The sequence below is a fragment of the Bacillus sp. ISL-4 genome (assembly GCF_018613275.1).
GTDB lineage: Bacteria > Bacillota > Bacilli > Bacillales > DSM-1321 > Peribacillus > Peribacillus simplex_E.
Window position 1 is genome coordinate 160932 of the sequence record NZ_JAGGQN010000013.1, and the last position, 19518, is coordinate 180449.

Consider the following 19518-nt stretch of genomic DNA (forward strand, 5'->3'; position numbering starts at 1 on the left):
CTGAATGAAATATACCGCCTTAACAAGGAAAAAAACCAGATGCTGTGCACCTGGTTTTTGATCGATGATTATTGGAACATTGCTTCCATTCGGTATATCCGGTTGCCTTTACTCGAGAACTTTTCTTCATATTCAGTCATGATGTTGCCTTCAAAACTGCTATTGTGAAGATCAAGGCTTACATATTTCAAGAGCATGCCGTACTCGGAAATACTTTTCAAAGAAGATTCGAATAACCCTTGGTTATCCGTCTTGAAGTGAATCTCGCCTTTGTCTGGCAGGATGCCTTCATATACTTCGAGGAAGGTCTTGTACGTTAACCGACGTTTTGCATGACGTGATTTCGGCCATGGATCAGAGAAATTCAAGTAGACGCGGTCCACGTCACCTTTTGCAAAATAGTCCCCTAAGTCCGCTGCGTCAACATTCAACAGCTTTAAATTTGGAACATCCGCTTCAATCAGCAAATCCAAAGCAGCTACAATGACGCTTCCATATACTTCAATTCCAATGAAATTCACATCAGGATGGGCTTTTGCCATTTCTGTGATGAAACGGCCTTTTCCTGTACCCACTTCAATATATAACGGATTATCGTTACCGAAAACTTCATGCCATTTACCTTTATGGCTCACTGGCTGCTGAATTACATATTGTGGAAAATCATTCAAACGGTCTTCAGCCCAAGGTTTATTTCTTAAACGCATGATGACACCCCTATTTATAATATAATCGTTCAAACCATAACACGAGTGCATGGATTCCCGCAAGTTGATTTTTTCAGGAAACACACACTGAACAAATAAAAAAACTGCCGGCCATCCTGGCGACAGTCTCTGTAGTTTTCATGTATAAAACTTTCAGCAAAACACACCATATATAAGTGAAGGGCAGGCCGAGAACCACCTGGGAATCCCTTAATCATATTTAAGAAAGGAGAGGTATTATATGCCGCTTTCCCATGAACATCAAATGTCACTATTGAAAGATATATTGACCAACCATCAAACAGACTGCTGCGGATCCGTTTCTGAATGTGAACAGGTTGAAAGGCTCGTCAAATCCTTAATGATCAATATGGAAATTGACAGCAATGTGAAAACGATACTGACGGAGATTTACGAATACAGTCAAACAGGCATCGGCACCGCCGATTTAGATGCACATATTTCAACCCACCAGAACGACCTGTCCCAGTGGGTGGATGATATAGATCAATTCTGATCAGCCAACCATCAATAATGCTTCCAGCTTTTGCAGTAATTCATTTCTTTCCTCGTACCGCTTTCTACGATGATGCCATTGGATGGAAAGCACAAGTTGTGAAACCGTGTGCCATTTCATCCTCATCTCCAGGCCTGCGTCAAGCTTCTTGCCATAACGGGCAAGCCATTGATTCCATTCTTCCCTTGGGACATAAGAATACAGGAGTATACCGAGGTCAATGGCCGGATCGCCAATGACCGCTCCGTCCCAATCGATCAGGAACAATCCGTCGGTTTCGGTCATGAGCCAATTATTATGGTTCACATCACAATGACAGACGACTTTTTCGTCGCATTCAATCAACAGGAGATTATTCTGTAAAAAATGGATGGCCTGCTTGATAATCGGAATATCCGTAACATCCGAAGATAACCCGGTTTCTATGTCTGTAAGTATACTTTCAGGTCGTAAAGGGGATTTCCCAAGCCTTTTGAGCATGCTTAACAAAGGATCGGATTGATGAATTTTTTGAAGCAGCTTTGCGACTCTTATATTGTTCATTTCCTGCTGAGATAGCTCCCTGCCTTCCATCCAATGCTGGGCCGTAATTACATCCCCATTTTCCAGGCGTTTTGTCCACATTAACTTTGGAACAATGCCCTCAGCCGAAAGAACAGCTAAAAATGGCGATGAATTTCGTTTAAGGAAGAGCTTCTGCCCCTCTTTCTCGGCAATAAAGGCTTCTCCCGTAGCTCCTCCGGCAGGGGATATATCCCACTCCTGACCTAATAAATGTTCCAACTGGTTCACCTTCGATTTCCTCGCTTAATCATACAAATGTGGGTACGTTCACCTAGTGTATGTATTACCACTACTTTGAGTCCATGTTTTATAAAAAATCCGCCTGCTGGCGAAGCTGCATATATACTTGCATCGGGATGATACCCGCAATTAAAAACATCCTCATTTTAGAGAAATAAAAAAATAGCTATTGAGCAATTAAACAATAGCCATAAATTAAATTTTAGTTGAAAAACGGTTTCTGCGTCAAGTACTATAAAACGATTATACGCATAAAACAAAAACAAATAAATCATTTCATATTTTTGTATGGGTTATCACCCTTGAACATGACGCGCATTTTCTCTTTCAGAACCACTGCAGCTACTTCATGCGTACCAACAATTTCCCCATCAGACTGGATTTTTACTGACCCTTGATTCTTCATTTTTATCATTTTACCGGAAAAAGAATCAACATTTTTAATGTTTAGGTGACCGCCCCAAAAAACGGTGATGAAGACGGTCAATAATTTCAACAAAGTAATATCATGGACCGCAATCACGTTCAACCTGCCATCATCCAACTTCGACATCGGTGAAATTTTCATCCCGCCGCCAAAGTAGGGCTGGTTCGCAATAACAATGAACCAAACCTTTTTCAAAAGATGCCGATCACCATCAATGATCAATTCCATGCAGCTGGGCTTGTAAGTAAATATCTTTTTTATAAAAATGAACAGATAAATCAATTTACCCGCCCTGACAAAATTAAACCATTTTTTCAGAGCGGAACGTTCTGCTTCATCGGAAATTTCAGCATCAATGCCCATTCCCAGGCTGTTCACGAAATAACCCGCCTTGCCATTCGTCTCGAACCGTCCAATATCAATGGCACTGAAGGCATTAACCTGAAATAAAGAAAGGGCTTCTTCCACACCCTCAGTTTTTTGAATGCCCCTTACATAATCATTGCCGGATCCAGCTGCAAGGGAGCCGATGATAGCGTGAGGGAAATCAATGGCGCCATTTATCATTTCATTAATCGTGCCATCCCCTCCGACAGCGATTACCCTGGTATCCTGATTCGTCCCTGATAGAATTTCCTTTGTCAATCTTAGCGCATGCCCCTTTTCACGTGTAAAAAACACCTCATGGGGAACAGATTTTGATTTCAGTATTTCCTCGGCTTTTTTCCAAATCTTCAAACTCTCTTCATTTCCAGCCATTGGATTGACAATGAAATATACCGTTTCATTAAGTCGCGGCATGCTCATTTCCTTCTGTTTGGTTATAATCGGCTTCCCACTCAGGTCGCAGGCTGGATGTAGTTTGGCAATATTCAAGCAATGCCTGCGCCCCTTTTAACTGCTGTGCCTTAAGAGGGGACGATATAGCCCGCATCCTTTCAAACCATTCCGGAAAGGTCCGTTTATCCAACATCGTAATATCATAAGGTGCTTCGGGATAATCGACATATCCATTCCGGGATAAAATCACCTTTTTAATCGGCATGTTCACTTCATATAGCTCAAATAACTGGGAGACGATGTTCGTCATCCGGTTTGCACCCAACAAAGGGTTGAGCACTTTTTTATCAGGATGCTTATGATGCCTGCGGACCCAGAACCGTTCACTCGAACCGATGAAAGCAGCGTCCTCTTCCGCTTCCAGAAAAGTGATGCACCAAGCATCAACAGGGGTCAATAAAATGACTTCGACTTCAACAGGCGCATTTTTCAATAGAAAGATAGGTTTATATAATACGAGAAACGTATCCGGAAAACGCTGCAGAAAAAAGCGGAGCCTCTCATCCAAAGCGAATGATTGGTCCACAAATGATTTTTCACGGAGCGTCGAACTCCCCCATTTCATTTGAAAACGGAGTAATTGATTTAAAAAATTTTGCTTTAATTCATCCAGACTGTCCGGTCGGAACGGAAATCTTAATGAAAAAACATTAGTATCTTCGAACTGGTTCGGTATTAGCAGTTCTTCTGCCTCTGCCTCCTGTTTACCTGTCCGGTGGAATATGCCTTTCACCTTTTTAAACAGGCCCTTTGACTCTTCCTGAGGCGGATCAAATTTGACCTGTGTTTCACTTTCAGTATGTTCGCTATACAACCGATCCAGCTCGCCCGCATGATAAGCAGCCTTCAATTTATCCCATTGCTGTTTTTTCAACCGTGCAAATTGTGTTGGATAATGATAAATATCCTGCTCATACCGGGAAATATAATCCTGCATCTTTATGAGCTGTGCCATTCGACCACCACCCATCTCTCTCTATTTTCGAAGGTTTATCGTGAAAATCTTTTCATATGAAGGGGAAGCTCCAAGATGTGTTTGATATAACGCAACCTGAACTGCTTCAAAATGCTTATCCTCCAAATTCGCTACCTGGCGAACGCTCTCCAACGAAAAGGGACTATCCCCCTCGAATTTTCTTGCCAGCGTAATATGAGGCTTAAACGGCTTTTTATCAAGTTCAAAACCTGCTTCGATACAAGAATTATAGACTTTCCTTTGAATGGCAAAAAGCCTTTCTTGCTGCTTGACGCCTGCCCATAGAATCCTTGGACTCTCACTCTTGCCAAAACCGCCGATAACGCCGAGTTCCAAGCCGAATGAGGCCTCATTGGCAAGCTCGTTTTCCACACGCCTCAAAGCATCCTCTTTCAATGTATCGGGAGCATTGCCCAAAAATGCCATCGTAATATGATAATCGGCTGGATGCAGCCATTTCTTAAATGGAAAGTCTTGCTTTAGTTGTTCCGTAACAGCATTTAAATAAGCCTTAATATCATCGGGCAATACTAAAGCAAAGAAAAAATGAGTATTCATGGTCACTTACATTCCTTCCTGTTTTCCCTTTAATTTTACCATAATTCCCATTGCCTATACCTTTTCTTGGGCATCCTAATAAATATTCCCTCCATCAGGAATATTCCCAATCTACGGATAATACACAGCAGATCCAGGCCGGTTTTTTCGGGCTGGGTGGATAAAACGAAAAGGTCAGCAAAAATAAATAAAAAAGGACCAAAAAATTGGTCCTTCCCTGCCATTTCTTCTTTTAGCTGAACAGTGTTTCGTAAAGCAGGAACAAGTTCAGTCCAATGATAAGTACAGCTATAAGCCAAGCGACGCTCGAGGTGATTTTATGGTTGACCAGGCTGCCCATGATTTTTTCATTGCTTGTAAACATGATCAATGGCACTAAGGCAAACGCGATGCCAAACGAGAGTACAATTTGGCTCATCACAAGTGCTTTGGATGGATTCACTCCCCATAATATTATGAGCAGGGGCGGTACGGTGGTAATGACCCTTCTTAAATAAATCGGTATATGCCTTTTAATGAATCCTTGCATGACTACATCACCTGTCAGTACACCAACCGATGAGCTTGATAAACCGGCAAATAATAATCCTACTCCAAAGAACATCGCGACTGATGGTCCAAGCATCGCACCGAATTGTTGATAGGCAACATCCAAGTCCTCGACAAGTATTCCATTCTTATGAAATAGGGCAGCTGAAACTATAACCATGGCGGCATTGATCGCGCCTGCAATCAACATGGCGATGACAATGTCAATTAGCTCAAAACGATAAATCCTTTTTCTTTCCATATCGTTTTTTCCGACTATTCTTCTTTGAGTCAAAGAAGAATGAAGGTAAATGGCATGTGGCATAACGGTGGCTCCAAGCATACCGGCCGAAAGTAAAATACTGTCCACTCCCTGGAACTTTGGAGTGAAGAGTCCTAAAACAACGGCTGAAGTGTCAGGTTTTGCATAAAAAACTTGAGCACCAAATGCTATCACAACGACAAATATCATGACCGTGATCAGAGCTTCGAATGTTCGATAACCTCTGCGCTGGAATTCCAGAATGGCAAAGGAACCAATCGCTGCAATTATTGCCGATGTGATAAGCGGTAAGTCAAATAGCAAATAAATCCCTAGTGCAGCTCCTATGAATTCAGCTAGGTCGGTTGCCATTATAACGGCTTCGGCCTGAATCCATAATAAGAAAGATGTTTTTTTCGAAAATCTTTCCCTGCATAGCTCTGGAAGGTTCTTTCCAGTGGCTATCCCCAATTTAGCCGATAGTGATTGGATTAGCACAGCCATTAAATTGGATGCAAAGATAACCCATAATAACGTATAGCCATATTTTGACCCTGCTGTAATATTGGTCGCATAATTCCCTGGATCAATATAGGCCACAGCAGCTATAAAGGCAGGACCTAGATAGGGAAGAAGTTTTTTTATTCCTCTTGTTGAAGAAGATTGATGCAACACATCGGACATATCTATGTCAACTCCTTTTTATACGCAACTTAAATTGTTGCGACAGGTAAACTTTTTAGGTTATTAGCAATTATATTCCTGGTTCTTGAAAATGTCAAAAAGGGAGGATTGCATGAGGATGTAATTAACGTAAACGGGGACTCGGTGATGGCCATCTGCTTCCGGCTACACATATAAAAAACCCTTTGCCAATAGTGGCAAAGGGGCTTTTTTTTATTTAACGGAACCGCATTGCTTCTCGATTTCCTCGGAAAACAATTTCTGCAGTCTTTTGGTTATCGGACCGGCTTCCCCGGCTGCAATCGATTGGCCATCGATATTAATAATTGGTGTCACTTCGACGCTTGTGCTTGTATAAAGGACTTCGTCGGCTGCCATCATGTCCTCGACGGTGAAGGCTTCCTCGACATATGGAATCCCATGATCAGCGCAAAGTTTCAGCATCACCTGACGGGTAATCCCATTCAGGATCAAGTTTGTGGCCGGATGCGTTTTAAGTAGTCCATCCACCACGATTGAGACATTGGACGAACTTCCCTCCGTCACCGTACCATCACGATGCTGGATCGCTTCATCACAACCGGCTTCTACAGCTTGCTGTTTTGCCATTATATTAGCCAGTAGATTTAAACTCTTGATATTACAGCGCAGCCAGCGTATATCGTCGGTGGTAACAGCCTTGACCCCTGGCTTTATTTTTCCTGTATAAGGCATTTCCTTTGTATAGGCAACAAAGACCGGTTCCACCTCAGCAGTTGGAAATGAGTGTGTACGCGGAGATACGCCCCTTGTCAGCTGCATATAGACGATACCGTCCTTCAGTTGATCTTCAGCGATCAGCTCTTCCATGAGTGCTTTGATTTCCGCTGCAGTAAAGGAAACTTTAATCTGTATCAACTTCGCACTGTCCATCAGCCGGTTAAGATGCATCTCCCCCGCAAATAATTCGCCATTATAAACCCGGATGACTTCATAGACGCCATCACCGAATTGATATCCCCGGTCTTCAATATCTACCTTTACTTCGGACCTGCTCTTAAGGTCGCCGTTAAAAATGATTTTCCCCATGTCTTTCTCCCTCTTTGCCTCTTATTTAGCCAATTCATGAATGGCACGTGCATAAATGGACGTAGCCTTAAGCATATCTTCAATATCAATATATTCATCTTTCTGATGCGCAATGTCTTCGCTGCCAGGGAAAAGCGGGCCAAATGCAACGCCTTCTTTCAATGAACGGGCGTAAGTGCCGCCGCCAATCGAAAGGAGTTCAGCTTTATCACCTGTCTCCGCTTCATAAACTTCCTGCAACGTCTTAATCAAGAAGCTTTCACTGTCCACATAATGTGGAGTTGAATGCGAATTGGTCTTCACTTTCAAATTATATGCCGCAAGTCTTTCTTCCATTGCCGCCTTTTGCTGTTCCCACTCAAATGTCACCGGATAACGCATGCTGAAACCAATCGAGCTGTCGCCTTGTTTAGAATAATTGAAAACGCCGGCATTGACCGTCAATTCTCCTGTTTGCTCATCCGAATAAGCCACACCTAAATTATTTCCGCGGGAATCTTCAAACAAACGGTCCTTTATGAAAGTGAAGTAGGCTTTCGCATGCGGATCAAGAGTAAGATCAGCTAAAAATACGGCTAAATGCAGACCTGCATTCTTTCCATTTTTCGGTTCCATCGCGTGTGCCGAGACACCATTCATTTCAAGCAGCACTTGATTTTTTTGCGGAACTGCTTGGCCCCTCAATGAGTATTTTTGCAAATAATCCTGATAGTTTGCCGCCACTTCAGCAGGGTTGGCCGCTTCCACAATAGCCGTAGCAAAATCCGGTACCATATTCGTCCGTCGACCTGAAGAAAATCCCAAAACATTCACTTCAGAGTTCGTGCCATTTCCTGCATCTGCAGGGTGTATAACCGAGAAATCCCAGATTCCTTTTTCCGCACTGATGATCGGGAAGTCAGCATCTGGCGCGAAGCCGATCGAGGGCATTTCCTCCACTTCAAAGTAACGGTCAACGCAGCGCCAGTTCGATTCTTCATCGGTTCCAATGATCATCCTCACACGTTTGTTCAAAGGTTCTCCTAGCTCTCGGACCAGCTTCATCGCATGATAGGCAGCCATCGTCGGCCCTTTATCATCGATTGCCCCACGAGCATAAATGCGGCCATTGCGGATTTCAGCGCCGAACGGATCGGAACTCCAGCCATCTCCCTCAGGTACCACGTCGACATGGCATAATATCCCGATTAATTCCTCGCCTTCACCCATTTCGATATGACCAGCGACATTATCGACATTTTTAACAGTAAAACCGTCCTTTTCGCCTAATTGAAGCATGAAATCAAGTGCTTCCTTCACCCCTTTACCGAATGGGGCCACCTCTGTCGGATGTTCTTCATCCAGTACACTTTTTATTTTCAATAAGTTTTGTGTGTCCAGTAATAAGTTCATTTTCCGTTTTTCAACTTCTTCTCGCCAATTCAATTCACTCAAAATACGACAACTCCTCTTTTATATATATTTTTCATTTTATCACTTTTACTACCTGATTCGCCAAGCGTTGCTACCTATTCTTCGTATTCCCGTATTATCGCCAACATCAAACTACCGATAAAATTCCCTGCATTAATAAAAAACACCCTCTTTTATTAAAAAGAAGATGATTTCATTAGACTATCGGCATCCATAAGCTTTGTTACTTTTCGGTTCAGCCTTGGGATGTATAGAGCTAAAAACACAGAACGTCCTAAACTGAAAGCCAGGAATGCAAGCCATAATCCATGATTGCCATGATTGCTGACAGCCATGAATTGGACAAATAGAAAAGCCAATAGTGCAAGGAGCATTGAGTTCCTAACTGGAACGGCTTCTGTCGCACCGATAAACACTCCATAAAAAATGAGTCCGATAAAGGCACTGAATGGGAATAGGACTATCCAAAGTCCATATTCATGGGCCAGTTCGATGACGCCGGGAATGTTCGTGAAAAGGAGAATGACCTTATCGCTGAATAGATAGTAAGATGCGGCAAGTATGAACGAAGCATACAAGCCCCACCGCGCCGATAGTGAGAGTGTTTTTTTATAAAGGTCTATATCTCTCGAACCAATCGCCTTCCCGACCAGAAGACTCGACGCGTTCGCGAAGCCATCAAAGCAATAGGCCATCAGGTAATGGATTTGAATGAGTACGGCATTGGCCGCCAGTGTCTCTGTCCCGAAAGTGGCTCCCTTGGCCGTAAAAAGATTGAAAACCGTGATCAGGCAAATGGTCCTGATGAATAAATCCCTGTTGACCACCATCATTTTTTTCAGGGAAGCCCGATCGAACCCCTCCCGGAATGAAAATGAATCCGGTACGTTAACCGCTTTTCGGATGACCCACAAGCCCAGCAAAAAAGCGAAAATCTCTGATATCAATGAAGCGGCAGCAACCCCTGATACAGACCACGAAAAGCCATTTACAAAAACGAGGCATAAGACAATATTGATCACGTTCATGAAAACTTGAATGAACAAAGATGTTTTTATCCTGGATTTCCCGATTAACCAGCCTAAGATGACATAGTTCAATAATGCAAAAGGTGCACCCCATATCCGGATGCCGAAATAATCTGCGGCAAAGGCGGAAACGTCCGATTCCGGACCGATTGCGCCTAACGAAACATTCAAAATGGGTTTTTGGATCACGATAAAAAGCAGGCCGATGATCGCTGCAATGAAGAAAGGCCGAATCAAGGCCATCAGGCTTTGATTTTCATCCCGTGCCCCCTCCGCTTGTGCAGCAAAGGCAGATGTACTGACCCGTAGAAAACCAAAAAGCCAATACATCGTATTAAAAATTATGGTTCCGACAGCCACCCCGCCAATATAAGCGGGATCACTCAACTTTCCAACCACAGCCGTATCGACCGCACCTAGCAAGGGCGTACTCATTGTCGAAATCGTAAGCGGGATGACCAAGGAAAGATACACTCTGTTATTCATAAAATAATGACCTCCTATGTACATAAAAGTTCTGAAAAGTTAAAATTGGAATCGTGTTATAAAAATTTGTATTCAAAGTACAAAAAGATTGCAGTATTCAATTTTAATTACTAGAATTGAGCATATGGTCCTCCCCGACATGCATGAGATGCCTCTACAAGATTACTAGTGAATCGTTTCAAATAGAACGGGTAAAGCTATTTAGATATTGATAATTTACGGTTTCAATATTAGAAGATTGAAAGATTGATACCGCTTTCAACCTGCATCAGTTATGGGAAGTCCATTTTTTCACAGGCATACATGTACTTTTTTATCCAGCAAGATAAAGGAAATTCGCAAGCCGGAAAATAAAATGCCTGACGGATTCTTGAAGGAGTTATAGTATTGCTCGTTGATAATATAACTTTTGCACTATACTTGAACATATATTCATCGTTATAACAACTAATTAGGAGTGATCATGATGGGAAGATTGACTGATAAAGTAGCCATTATCACTGGCGGAGCATCTGGTATGGGCAGGGAAATGGTAGACCTATTCACAAAAGAAGGAGCACAAGTCATTGCTGCTGATATCAATGAAAAAGCTGTAGCTGTTGTGAATGAACTGGATAATGTCCATGGAACTGTACTTGATGTATCTTCAGACGAAAGCTGGAAAAAGGTGACCGATGAAGTTATCGCTAAATTTGGCAAAATCGACATTTTGGTAAACAATGCCGGTATCTCAACAGAAAAAGGCATTAACGATACGACATTGGCCGATTGGCAGCTAATGTTAAGCATCAATGGATTTGGACCATTCCTTGGAATGAAACACGTTGTTCCTCACATGGCTAAAGAAGGTAAAGGCGCAGTTGTAAACATTTCTTCCTTCACTGCTCAAATCGGTATGGGCTTAAACTCTTACTCAGCTTCAAAAGGTGCCGTTCGTGCTATTTCCAAGGCTGCCGCAACGCAATATGGCCGCATGGGCGTCCGTGTCAATGCTGTATTCCCTGGTATCATCGAAACACCAATGACTCAAAAATTAGAAGAGTCAAAAGAGTTAGTGAACCAAATGATCAAAGCAACTCCATTACAACGTTTGGGTCAGCCGGCGGATATTGCAAATGCCGTGCTTTATCTAGCATCCGATGAAGCTTCATACGTAACTGGTGCCGAGCTTGTCATCGACGGCGGATACTCAGCTCAATAATTATAGGCAGAAATGGAAAATCCCGTTTCTAGAGATCCAGAAACGGGATTTTCTGATTCCAATAAAGAAATTTGGTAAGTTGAAATGAGTTACGTTAACACACCAATGAAATAACCAAAAGTCGTAAATACCAAACACCAGCTGAAAGCCCCTGCTCCTGCAAAGATAAAGTACTTTCGTTTCCCCATTCCATTCATCCCGGAAATGTAGCTGGCGAAGTGACGGACTCCTGGGATGAAATAGGCTATGATGATGGTCCAAGGACCGTATTTATTGAACCATTTCTCCAATCTCTCCAACCTCGCGGGGGTCATTTTGATCCACTTACCATGCTTCCTCAAAAAAGGCTTCCCCACCTTTTTTCCGATGAAATAACTGACAAGCATCCCGGATATCGAACCAAGGAAACTGACAAGGAATGCTCCCTGGACATTCAAAACGGAAATGGATGACAAATAGCCGACAAAAGTCATCATGAACTCATCAGGTACCGGCAAGCCAATAATCCCAATGGCCAACAGTCCATATATCGCAAAATAACCATAGTTTGATATTAAATCTTTTACAATATCCATCTAAAGTACTCCATCTCAGCACCCTTTTTTAAAGTAATCCATATTTTACACGGGCCTGGGTAACGTGATTACTTCTTTTTAATAGGATAACCTAATTTAACCCAAATGAGTTGATTTTCATAAAAAAAATAGAAAAAAAAGAAGAATGGACACGTTTTTTGTTGATACCTGTATGATAATGCTAATCAATGTTTCCTCTTTACGGAAATGAATAACGGCAACAATAAAGCGGACTCGATACCCGAGTCCGCTTCTTCTTAATTGACAAGCTTTATTTCATTGATTGGCCAATACACTAGATTCGCCTTGCCGACAATTTCATCGACGGAAATCGTGCCTATTTCACGGCTATCCAAACTATTTTGGCGATTGTCCCCCATAAGGAACAAATGGCCTTCCGGCACTGTCATGCTGCCTGTAAGATCTTCTAGCTTGAAGGATTCAGTCAGCGGCACCCCTGCCATCTGACTCTTATATTTGTCCAAGTATGGTTCTTCATATGCTTTCCCATTAATATAAAGCGTATCGTCTTTATATTCAATATGGTCACCTGGCAGACCAATTACCCTTTTTATATAATCTTTATCTACCGTTGCATGAAAAACGACAATGTCAAACCGGTCTATATTATCGATATTCGTTCCAAACTTGGTAAGAACAATTCTTTCGTGGTCTTGCAGAGTCGGCATCATTGACTCACCGTCCACGACAATCGGTGCAAAAATATACGTTCGAATTAAAAAAGCTAGAATGACTGCAATCAATATCGCTTTTATCCATGAAAAAACTTCTTTTCTTTTTTCCAATCGAAGTCCCTCTCTCTGTTTTTTATTCATGTCATTATATCATAATCCATTAATGATCACGTCATACAAATACCCGCATTTTACACATTATCAATTACTTCCATTTTTCATACTGGATTTCGATGCTTTCCAACTCTATTTCCCTGCGCTGCATTTTGGCTGGACAAATTGCATTATATGTACGGACTTTCTCATTTATTTCATCCATTCGTTTCTTGATTTCAGATTCAGTTCCATTCATTTTTTTCAATCGAACCAATCCTGATAGCTCTTCCCGAATTTCTTTTTGCCATTTTATCCAAAGCGGAAGGTAACCGGCATCCTTGGCCTTCGTCAAGAAGTTGTCATATATATTTCCCGATAGCGCCGACTCCGGAAGCGGTTTTCCAAAGCCAGGATTATTCTTCAGCCCGCCGTCTCTTTCATATTCCTTAAAAATCTGATCCATCCAGTTCACATGCCCTTGTTCTTTGCCCATAAACAATCCCCCTTCAGATCCCTTCGCGTTACATCTATTTACAATTATAACATTTTTATCAATATCCTCTCCACCCTGGAGGATCAATCCTTGAACACTTTCTACTATTATATATGCATATCTTTCAGCCAAACCCATTCAGACAGCAAAAAAAAGGATTCCCCTATTGCGGGAATCCCATTTTGCCTTCTATTTAACTGTAATTTTCCGTTTTACTTCTGCCTTGTTCTTCGATTTATCCGTAACTGTGTATGTCAATGTATAGGTGCCTTTTTTCTTCGTATTCACAGTCCCTGTTATTATGATCTTACTTGTTAAACTTCCATCAAGATTATCTTTCGCGGATACACCTGATTTAGGATTGAATGTCGAGTTATAGGCAATGGTTTTGCTATTGGCACCGGAAATGACCGGCTTGGTGCTGTCTACCGTAATCTTTCTTGTGACTGTCGCAGTATTTTTCGATGAATCAGTGATTGTATACTTTAATGTATACGTTCCTTTTTTCTTTGTATTCACCGTACCTGTCACCTTTATTTTACTAGTCATGTTGCCATCCAGGTTATCTTTCGCAGATACGCCTGATTTAGGGTTGAATGTCGAATAATAGCCAACGGTTTTACTATTGGCTCCCGAGATGACTGGCTTGGTGCCATCTATCGTGATCTTTCTTGTGACTGTCGCTGCATTTTTCGATGAATCGGTGACCGTATACTTCAATGTATATGTCCCCTTTTTCTTCGTATTCACTGTACCCGTCACTTTGATTTTACTAGTCAAGTTGCCATCGGCATTATCCTTGGCACTCACGTTTGTTTTTGGATTGAATGAAGAATTAAGTTTGATGGTTTTATTCCCGGCACCGGAAATTACCGGCTTGACTTGATCATAAACGGTTATTTTCCTTATGACCTTAGCAATATTCCCCGCCTTGTCAGCTACCGTATAAGTCAAAGTATAGGTGCCCACTTTCTTCGTATCCACCTTACCTTCCACACGTATGGCACTCGTTAAGTCACCATCTTTATCATCCTTCGCCTTTACGCTGGTTTGAGGATTGAAAGTTGAATTGAATGGTATCGATTTGCCAGCTGCCCCTGAAATCACAGGTTTATTCGTATCCTTGATGGGCACGACAACTGATGGACTATTGGTGATGTAAGCCGATGAAACATACCCCTTAATACTCTTGTCTTCCGTTTGTACAGGGTAAAAGACAAATTTATTTCCCTTAGATTCGTGATAGTCAAAATTCCCTGTGATGATCAAGCTTGTATTGGGTGGCACAAGTACCGCACCTGCCGTAGTGCTTATTTCTTTCCTGATATTCGCACTGGATGTCGTCAAAACTTTGTCTCCAGCCTTGAACCAATAAACAGAGTCATGCGTTTGATCTGTCAGTGTGTATTCAAGATTTTTAAAGATGATATTTTCAGTGCTTTCCCGGTCATATTGAAAGTCCGTTGTTTTGAATGGATATTTGGCCAGTTTTGTGCCATCCAAATAACTTTGTTTTTCTATCTCGGCAAAAACTTCCTCTTGATAGGCATTCGGATTTATTTTCCCGTTTTCCTGGTAAAGAGGACTGTTAACCGGTTTTGTCCCGTTGTATGCCATTACAGGGAAATACCAATTTTCGATGACCCTTCTTCCTGCACCTTTGATCTTGGGCAAATCCCTTCTTGAATACATGCCATTCAATACCTCGACGCCTGCCTCGATATTGTAGACTATATCATTTTCCAGATTTCTCTGGTCATACCCACTTTTATTGGTAAGCTGCATTAGACCGATACCGCCATCGCCGGATTTAATCGGTGTACCGTCCTCATTAAATTGCCTCCAATCCCCGTTTTCCTGCGTAGCCACCGCTTTTACCACTTCAGGGGGGATTTCGGCCTCTATTGCCGCATTCGTCAGTAAGCAGTTAATTTGCTTATGGGAAGGATTTTCATTGGATTGAATCTCACCGAATGATGAACATGCATTGGTTATTCCAGACTCCGCAAAAGCCTGTCCATTGAACAAACCGAGCGTTAAACAGGTCAGTGCTCCAACCTTCATTAAAGGTATCTTCATCGATCGAACTCCAGTCTATTTATATTTAAATCTATAATAATAGTAACATGATAGACTGGTGATTGCAGGTATAAATAGGTATATTCCCCTAAAATATCCTCACAGCACAAAAGGAGCTGACCCGAATTTCGGATCAGCTCCTTTGTTTTCAAATTACACTATGTATAGTGTCGGATCATACGATCACTTCCACTGTTTCCCTCGGCTTCCTTACAAGGCACATGATACCCGGTATGATGAAGAAAAAAAGCGGCCAAACATGAAAGACCGTCAGAATGCCCGTAATGATCAATAAGATTCCGGCTCCCTTCGCTTTGCCGCCTTTTAATAGAAAGATAGAGATTAAACCGCCCGCCAATGCAATGAACAGCGATATGATTCCCGTCCATAGTATGCCCATGAACAACTTGATCGACATATCTACCTCAGACGAGGAAAACTCAGAATCTGTCATTAAAGAGTAGTCCATCATTTCTTTCATATCGATACTGTTGAGATAAACGGCCGCTATGATCGTCATGATTAAAAAAATCACAGCGATACCCACGCCAAAGATACTTAATACGAATTCCCATGTCCGTTTCATTTACTTCGCCTCCCTGGAAAAGTCACGTATATATAATACCCAATCTGTGAAGAAATAAAAGACTTTTATTGCTTACTCCTCAAAATCTTATGAGCGTCCATCATTTGGTAAAGTTGACCGAATCCACTCAACGCCCATCCCTGCCCTAACGACCCGAAGAAAGGGCCATCAGTCATCCCTTTTTTCAATCGATCATGTAATTCATCTTTGTCATATGTTTTATAAAGAAACGGAACACCTTCACAACCATTACGAATAACAGAACAAGCAGGGCAATGTAGAATAAACTCGACGCAAACAACATTTCAACGGGTATGAATAACGAATCCCTACCAAAGGAAATAGACTCTGTTTTTATCAGAGCCTAAAAAACATTCCTATTCAAGATCAACTCCACCAATTGTTCGACAGACGGTTCTTTCGGCATCATATCCAATATAAATCCATAGTCTTTAAGTCTATTGCCGGTGCTTTCCCCGATTACCCCGATGGAGGCTTGATTTAGCAGTGTTTCAACATCCACGTCTGCCTTTTTCCCATATTGCATCAGCATATCAACTGAATGCCGATTCGAAAATAGTACCGTTCCGACAGCTATCCCGTCCAGCATTCTCGGAAGGATTTCAAGGAATCTTTCATCGACGAATTTATCGACTGATTGAAAATAGTCTCCGTCCCCATGAGCCGGATCTCTTTGATCTCTGTTTCGATCTCCAACAACCAACAGGGTTCCGGCTTCCGACATCTCGGATTTGAGCTCGGCCATCAGTCCCCGTTGCTGTAAAGCCTTTTTCGATTTCCTTGATAACACATAAAGTTTAGAAGAAATCCGGCGGAAATCAATAGCATGTTCAGTGAGTGAATCCAAGAATCCATGGACACTTTCGGGCGAAGTGAAGAGAATCCGATCATACAAAAGAAAAGAGAGCAGCTGACTTTCATCTATTTTCACTTTGGCCGCATTCCATTTAGGAAACTCGATGACTTCGCCGCCAAGTTCATCCAGGGTTTCTGCCAAGGAACTTTTTGCCGTCCCGGTCCGGGCCACTAAAAACCGTTGCCCAAACAGTGGCTTCTTTTCGAACCATTGCAGTTTTCCCCTTAGTGAAATGATATCCCCGACCAAGGTGATCGCAGGATTGCCAAGCGACCTTTCACTTACCCTTTCGACGATATCATCCAAGGTACCCTCAACACTTTCCTGTCTTCCATAAGTGCCCCATTGTATGACGAGTGCCGGCGTATTCCCCGGCTTTCCATGATTAATCAAATTTTCGCGGATATACGGAAGGTTGGCAACACCCATATAAAAGGCAACCGTATCTATACTTTTCACAAGCCCGTTCCAATCCATATCCTTCTCCGTTTGTTCATGGCCCGTCACCATCGCAAAGGAACGTCCATAATCCCGATGCGTGACGGGGACTCCCGCATACATGGATGCAGCAATGCTGGACGTAACCCCCGGAATGACCTCGAATGGGATTCCCACATTTTTCAACGATTCAGCTTCCTCCCCTACTCTTCCAAAAACGGAAGGATCCCCGCCTTTCAAGCGAACGACCCGATGCCCTGCCATTGCTTTGGAAATAAGCAGCCCATTGATTTCCCCTTGAGTGATGCCATTCGTATAAGGTGTCTTGCCACAATATATCAATTCACAATCGAGGGTGGCGGCCTCCAACAATTTGGGATTTAGCAATCTGTCATATAAAATGATGTCCGCTTTTTCAATCGCTTTTTGACCTTTTACGCTAATAAGGCCCACATCCCCCGGACCAGCACCCACAAAATAGACCTTGCCCTTGGTCATGCCGAACTCACCCCTATCTGCTTGCTATTCCATGATAATATTTCACCAGCTCCACCATTGCACTGCCCATCCGCTGATCTTCAGGATATATGACCCGCTCGATCCCTTCATCGATTACCACCTGTGCCGTTACCTTTCCGACCGCAAGAGCAATTACATCTGATGCAAACAGGTCGATTATCTTATCCTCCACACCTTGTTCACGGACAAATCTCATTAAATTTCGCGGCTGCGGTGCACTCGTGAATACAACCGAATCGATTTTGCCTTCAAGGATTTCTTGGATCAGCTGCTGCATCGTTTCTTTTTCGGGCGGTATATGTTCATATGGCAGGATTTCTTTATGTTCCACTTTTTGTTCATCCAACCAGTTCATCAAAAGAGGAGCCGGATCGCCGTGAAGCTGCAAAGCGACCTTTACACCTTTAGACAGATTGCCTTCCAAATTGCGAACAAGCCCTGCTGTACTGCCATCATCATCCCGGATTAATGGCTGCAGACCAAGCTTTTTCAGCATATTCACCGTTTTATAGCCCCTGGCTGCAATTTTCATGGACTGCAAAGCTTCTATGAAACGACCTCCCGCTTCCATCTTCACTGCCGTTTTATATAATAATTCCGTCCCCACTCCCGTCGTAAGGATGATCCAATCGAACTCCCCTGCCATCAACCGGGTGACATCCTCTTCCAAATGGGAATCATCCAGGAATACCGTCCCCTGTGCCGGGCGAACGAGCGGGACTCCCCCAAGATTTTGAACGATTTTACTAAGTTCTTCCGTCTTCCGCGCTCCCAATAAAGCAACGGTCCTGCCATTAAGTTTACTCATCCATGCCCCTCCTATATGTACATTCAATTAAATCCATCTCACCCATTATACAAATTTTCAGTCTTTGAAACTATAAAAAACGAATTCCATATCAAAATCAACGCTTTTTCTTTCTTTTATCCATATAAATTCAATGAAAAAATGGATTAGCAGCATTTTTCTTCTTATTAGTCTCACCCTCGTAAGTTTCGAGCGAATACTCGTAAGTTCCGGGCTTTTACTCGTGAGTTTAGAGCTTTTACTCGTGAGTTTCCAAGGAAGTAAAATTTGACCTGGAGTTCACTCCAGGTCATTTCGCTTAAAGAACCAGGTTATGAATGGAACGTAAGATTGATTGTTAGAGTAGTTCCGTTAGTTCAATAAGAAATATCATCACATACGTAAAACTTCATTTCCCTATTTGCCTTTTCTAGCCAATAAAAAAGGCTGCCACCAGAACAGCCAGATTCAAGGTTTTCCCTTTATTAACTTTTGTGAACGGCCCTTTGGGCAATATGCTCCTGTTCCTTTTTCACAAAAACATCATATTGAATTGTTTCATGGCGATTTTGAAAGTTTTCGGATCCTGAATTCATAGGCGTTTTCGTTTTGAATTGTATCCCTTCCCTTTCCAATTTCGCAACTAGCTTAAAATAATTTTCATTCCCGAATGCCGTATAAATACATGTCCAATATTTAGAGGAAATTATTTTAGCAGTTACTACACATGCAATCACGAAGACTAGTATTCCAATCATTATATACACTTTTTAGCTCCCTTTCATTTCGGACTTTTTCGAAAAGCCATCCTATACACTATATTCTTTGCCATACATAACCTTTCCTTTTTAAGTAATCGAGTAGGAGGAGGCGC

19 protein-coding genes are annotated in these 19518 nt (G+C 42.3%); 2 read left to right on the plus strand and 17 right to left on the minus strand.

The genetic code is table 11. From position 1 onward, the window contains the following. Positions 1–68: 68 nt before the first annotated feature. On the minus strand, positions 69–707 hold the full coding sequence (gene trmB / locus J7J00_RS12460) for a tRNA (guanosine(46)-N7)-methyltransferase TrmB (protein WP_214791025.1): 639 nt from the start codon (positions 705–707) through the stop codon (positions 69–71). Between the two features lie 241 nt (positions 708–948). Here trmB and J7J00_RS12465 point away from each other — a divergent pair, with 241 nt between their 5' ends. Beyond that, entirely contained in the window at positions 949–1224 is a 276-nt protein-coding gene (locus J7J00_RS12465) for a YtzH-like family protein (RefSeq protein WP_034309293.1), read from the plus strand. Here J7J00_RS12465 and J7J00_RS12470 read toward each other — a convergent pair whose 3' ends face one another. The 8 genes from J7J00_RS12470 to J7J00_RS12505 form a co-directional block, all read right to left on the minus strand. Beyond that, a complete protein-coding gene (locus J7J00_RS12470; protein ID WP_063232868.1) occupies positions 1225–2007 on the minus strand; it encodes a phosphotransferase family protein in 783 nt (260 codons plus the stop codon). Positions 2008–2299: 292 nt separating this feature from the next. Beyond that, on the minus strand, positions 2300–3262 hold the full coding sequence (locus J7J00_RS12475) for a diacylglycerol/lipid kinase family protein (RefSeq protein ID WP_214791027.1): 963 nt from the start codon (positions 3260–3262) through the stop codon (positions 2300–2302). After that, positions 3243–4250, minus strand: coding sequence for an NERD domain-containing protein (locus J7J00_RS12480; RefSeq protein WP_214791029.1), 1008 nt, complete (start codon positions 4248–4250; stop codon positions 3243–3245). The genes J7J00_RS12475 and J7J00_RS12480 overlap by 20 nt, the downstream gene beginning before the upstream one ends. Positions 4251–4271: 21 nt before the next feature. Further along, positions 4272–4829 (minus strand): RNA 2',3'-cyclic phosphodiesterase, encoded by a 558-nt coding sequence (thpR, locus tag J7J00_RS12485; protein ID WP_214791031.1) that lies wholly within the window; start codon positions 4827–4829, stop codon positions 4272–4274. Positions 4830–5061: 232 nt separating this feature from the next. Beyond that, positions 5062–6303 (minus strand): Nramp family divalent metal transporter, encoded by a 1242-nt coding sequence (locus tag J7J00_RS12490; RefSeq protein ID WP_214791032.1) that lies wholly within the window; start codon positions 6301–6303, stop codon positions 5062–5064. A 213-nt stretch (positions 6304–6516) separates the two neighbouring features. Continuing rightward, positions 6517–7371, minus strand: coding sequence for a D-amino-acid transaminase (gene dat, locus J7J00_RS12495; RefSeq protein WP_214791033.1), 855 nt, complete (start codon positions 7369–7371; stop codon positions 6517–6519). Positions 7372–7392: 21 nt separating this feature from the next. Then, positions 7393–8805: a dipeptidase PepV gene (gene pepV, locus J7J00_RS12500; protein ID WP_214791034.1), complete on the minus strand. Its 1413-nt coding sequence runs from the start codon at positions 8803–8805 to the stop codon at positions 7393–7395. Between the two features lie 155 nt (positions 8806–8960). Next, entirely contained in the window at positions 8961–10298 is a 1338-nt protein-coding gene (locus J7J00_RS12505) for an MATE family efflux transporter (protein ID WP_214791035.1), read from the minus strand. A 466-nt stretch (positions 10299–10764) separates the two neighbouring features. Between J7J00_RS12505 and J7J00_RS12510 the strand changes: the two genes are divergently transcribed. After that, entirely contained in the window at positions 10765–11499 is a 735-nt protein-coding gene (locus J7J00_RS12510; RefSeq protein WP_141993947.1) for an SDR family NAD(P)-dependent oxidoreductase, read from the plus strand. Positions 11500–11588: 89 nt separating this feature from the next. Here J7J00_RS12510 and J7J00_RS12515 read toward each other — a convergent pair whose 3' ends face one another. From J7J00_RS12515 to J7J00_RS12550, 8 genes are all read right to left on the minus strand, one after another. Next, entirely contained in the window at positions 11589–12074 is a 486-nt protein-coding gene (locus J7J00_RS12515) for a DedA family protein (RefSeq protein ID WP_098369910.1), read from the minus strand. 257 nt (positions 12075–12331) lie between these two features. Continuing rightward, a complete protein-coding gene (lepB, locus tag J7J00_RS12520) occupies positions 12332–12880 on the minus strand; it encodes a signal peptidase I (protein ID WP_286201313.1) in 549 nt (182 codons plus the stop codon). A gap of 94 nt (positions 12881–12974) precedes the next feature. Next, positions 12975–13358, minus strand: coding sequence for a DnaJ family domain-containing protein (locus J7J00_RS12525; RefSeq protein ID WP_214791037.1), 384 nt, complete (start codon positions 13356–13358; stop codon positions 12975–12977). Positions 13359–13547: 189 nt separating this feature from the next. Further along, positions 13548–15437 carry an immunoglobulin-like domain-containing protein gene (locus J7J00_RS12530; protein ID WP_214791039.1) on the minus strand — a complete coding sequence of 630 codons (1890 nt, stop codon included), beginning with the start codon at positions 15435–15437 and terminating at the stop codon, positions 13548–13550. 175 nt (positions 15438–15612) lie between these two features. Continuing rightward, complete coding sequence (locus tag J7J00_RS12535) at positions 15613–16023, minus strand: DUF4064 domain-containing protein (protein WP_214791041.1); 411 nt, start codon at positions 16021–16023, stop codon at positions 15613–15615. 364 nt (positions 16024–16387) lie between these two features. Next, the gene (gene cobA / locus J7J00_RS12540) at positions 16388–17836 is read right to left on the minus strand and encodes a uroporphyrinogen-III C-methyltransferase (RefSeq protein WP_214791042.1); all 1449 of its coding nucleotides are present in this window, start codon (positions 17834–17836) and stop codon (positions 16388–16390) included. Positions 17837–17849: 13 nt separating this feature from the next. After that, a complete protein-coding gene (locus J7J00_RS12545) occupies positions 17850–18665 on the minus strand; it encodes a uroporphyrinogen-III synthase (RefSeq protein ID WP_214791043.1) in 816 nt (271 codons plus the stop codon). A gap of 464 nt (positions 18666–19129) precedes the next feature. Beyond that, positions 19130–19402 (minus strand): hypothetical protein, encoded by a 273-nt coding sequence (locus J7J00_RS12550; RefSeq protein ID WP_214791044.1) that lies wholly within the window; start codon positions 19400–19402, stop codon positions 19130–19132. Between the last annotated feature and the right edge of the window lie 116 nt (positions 19403–19518).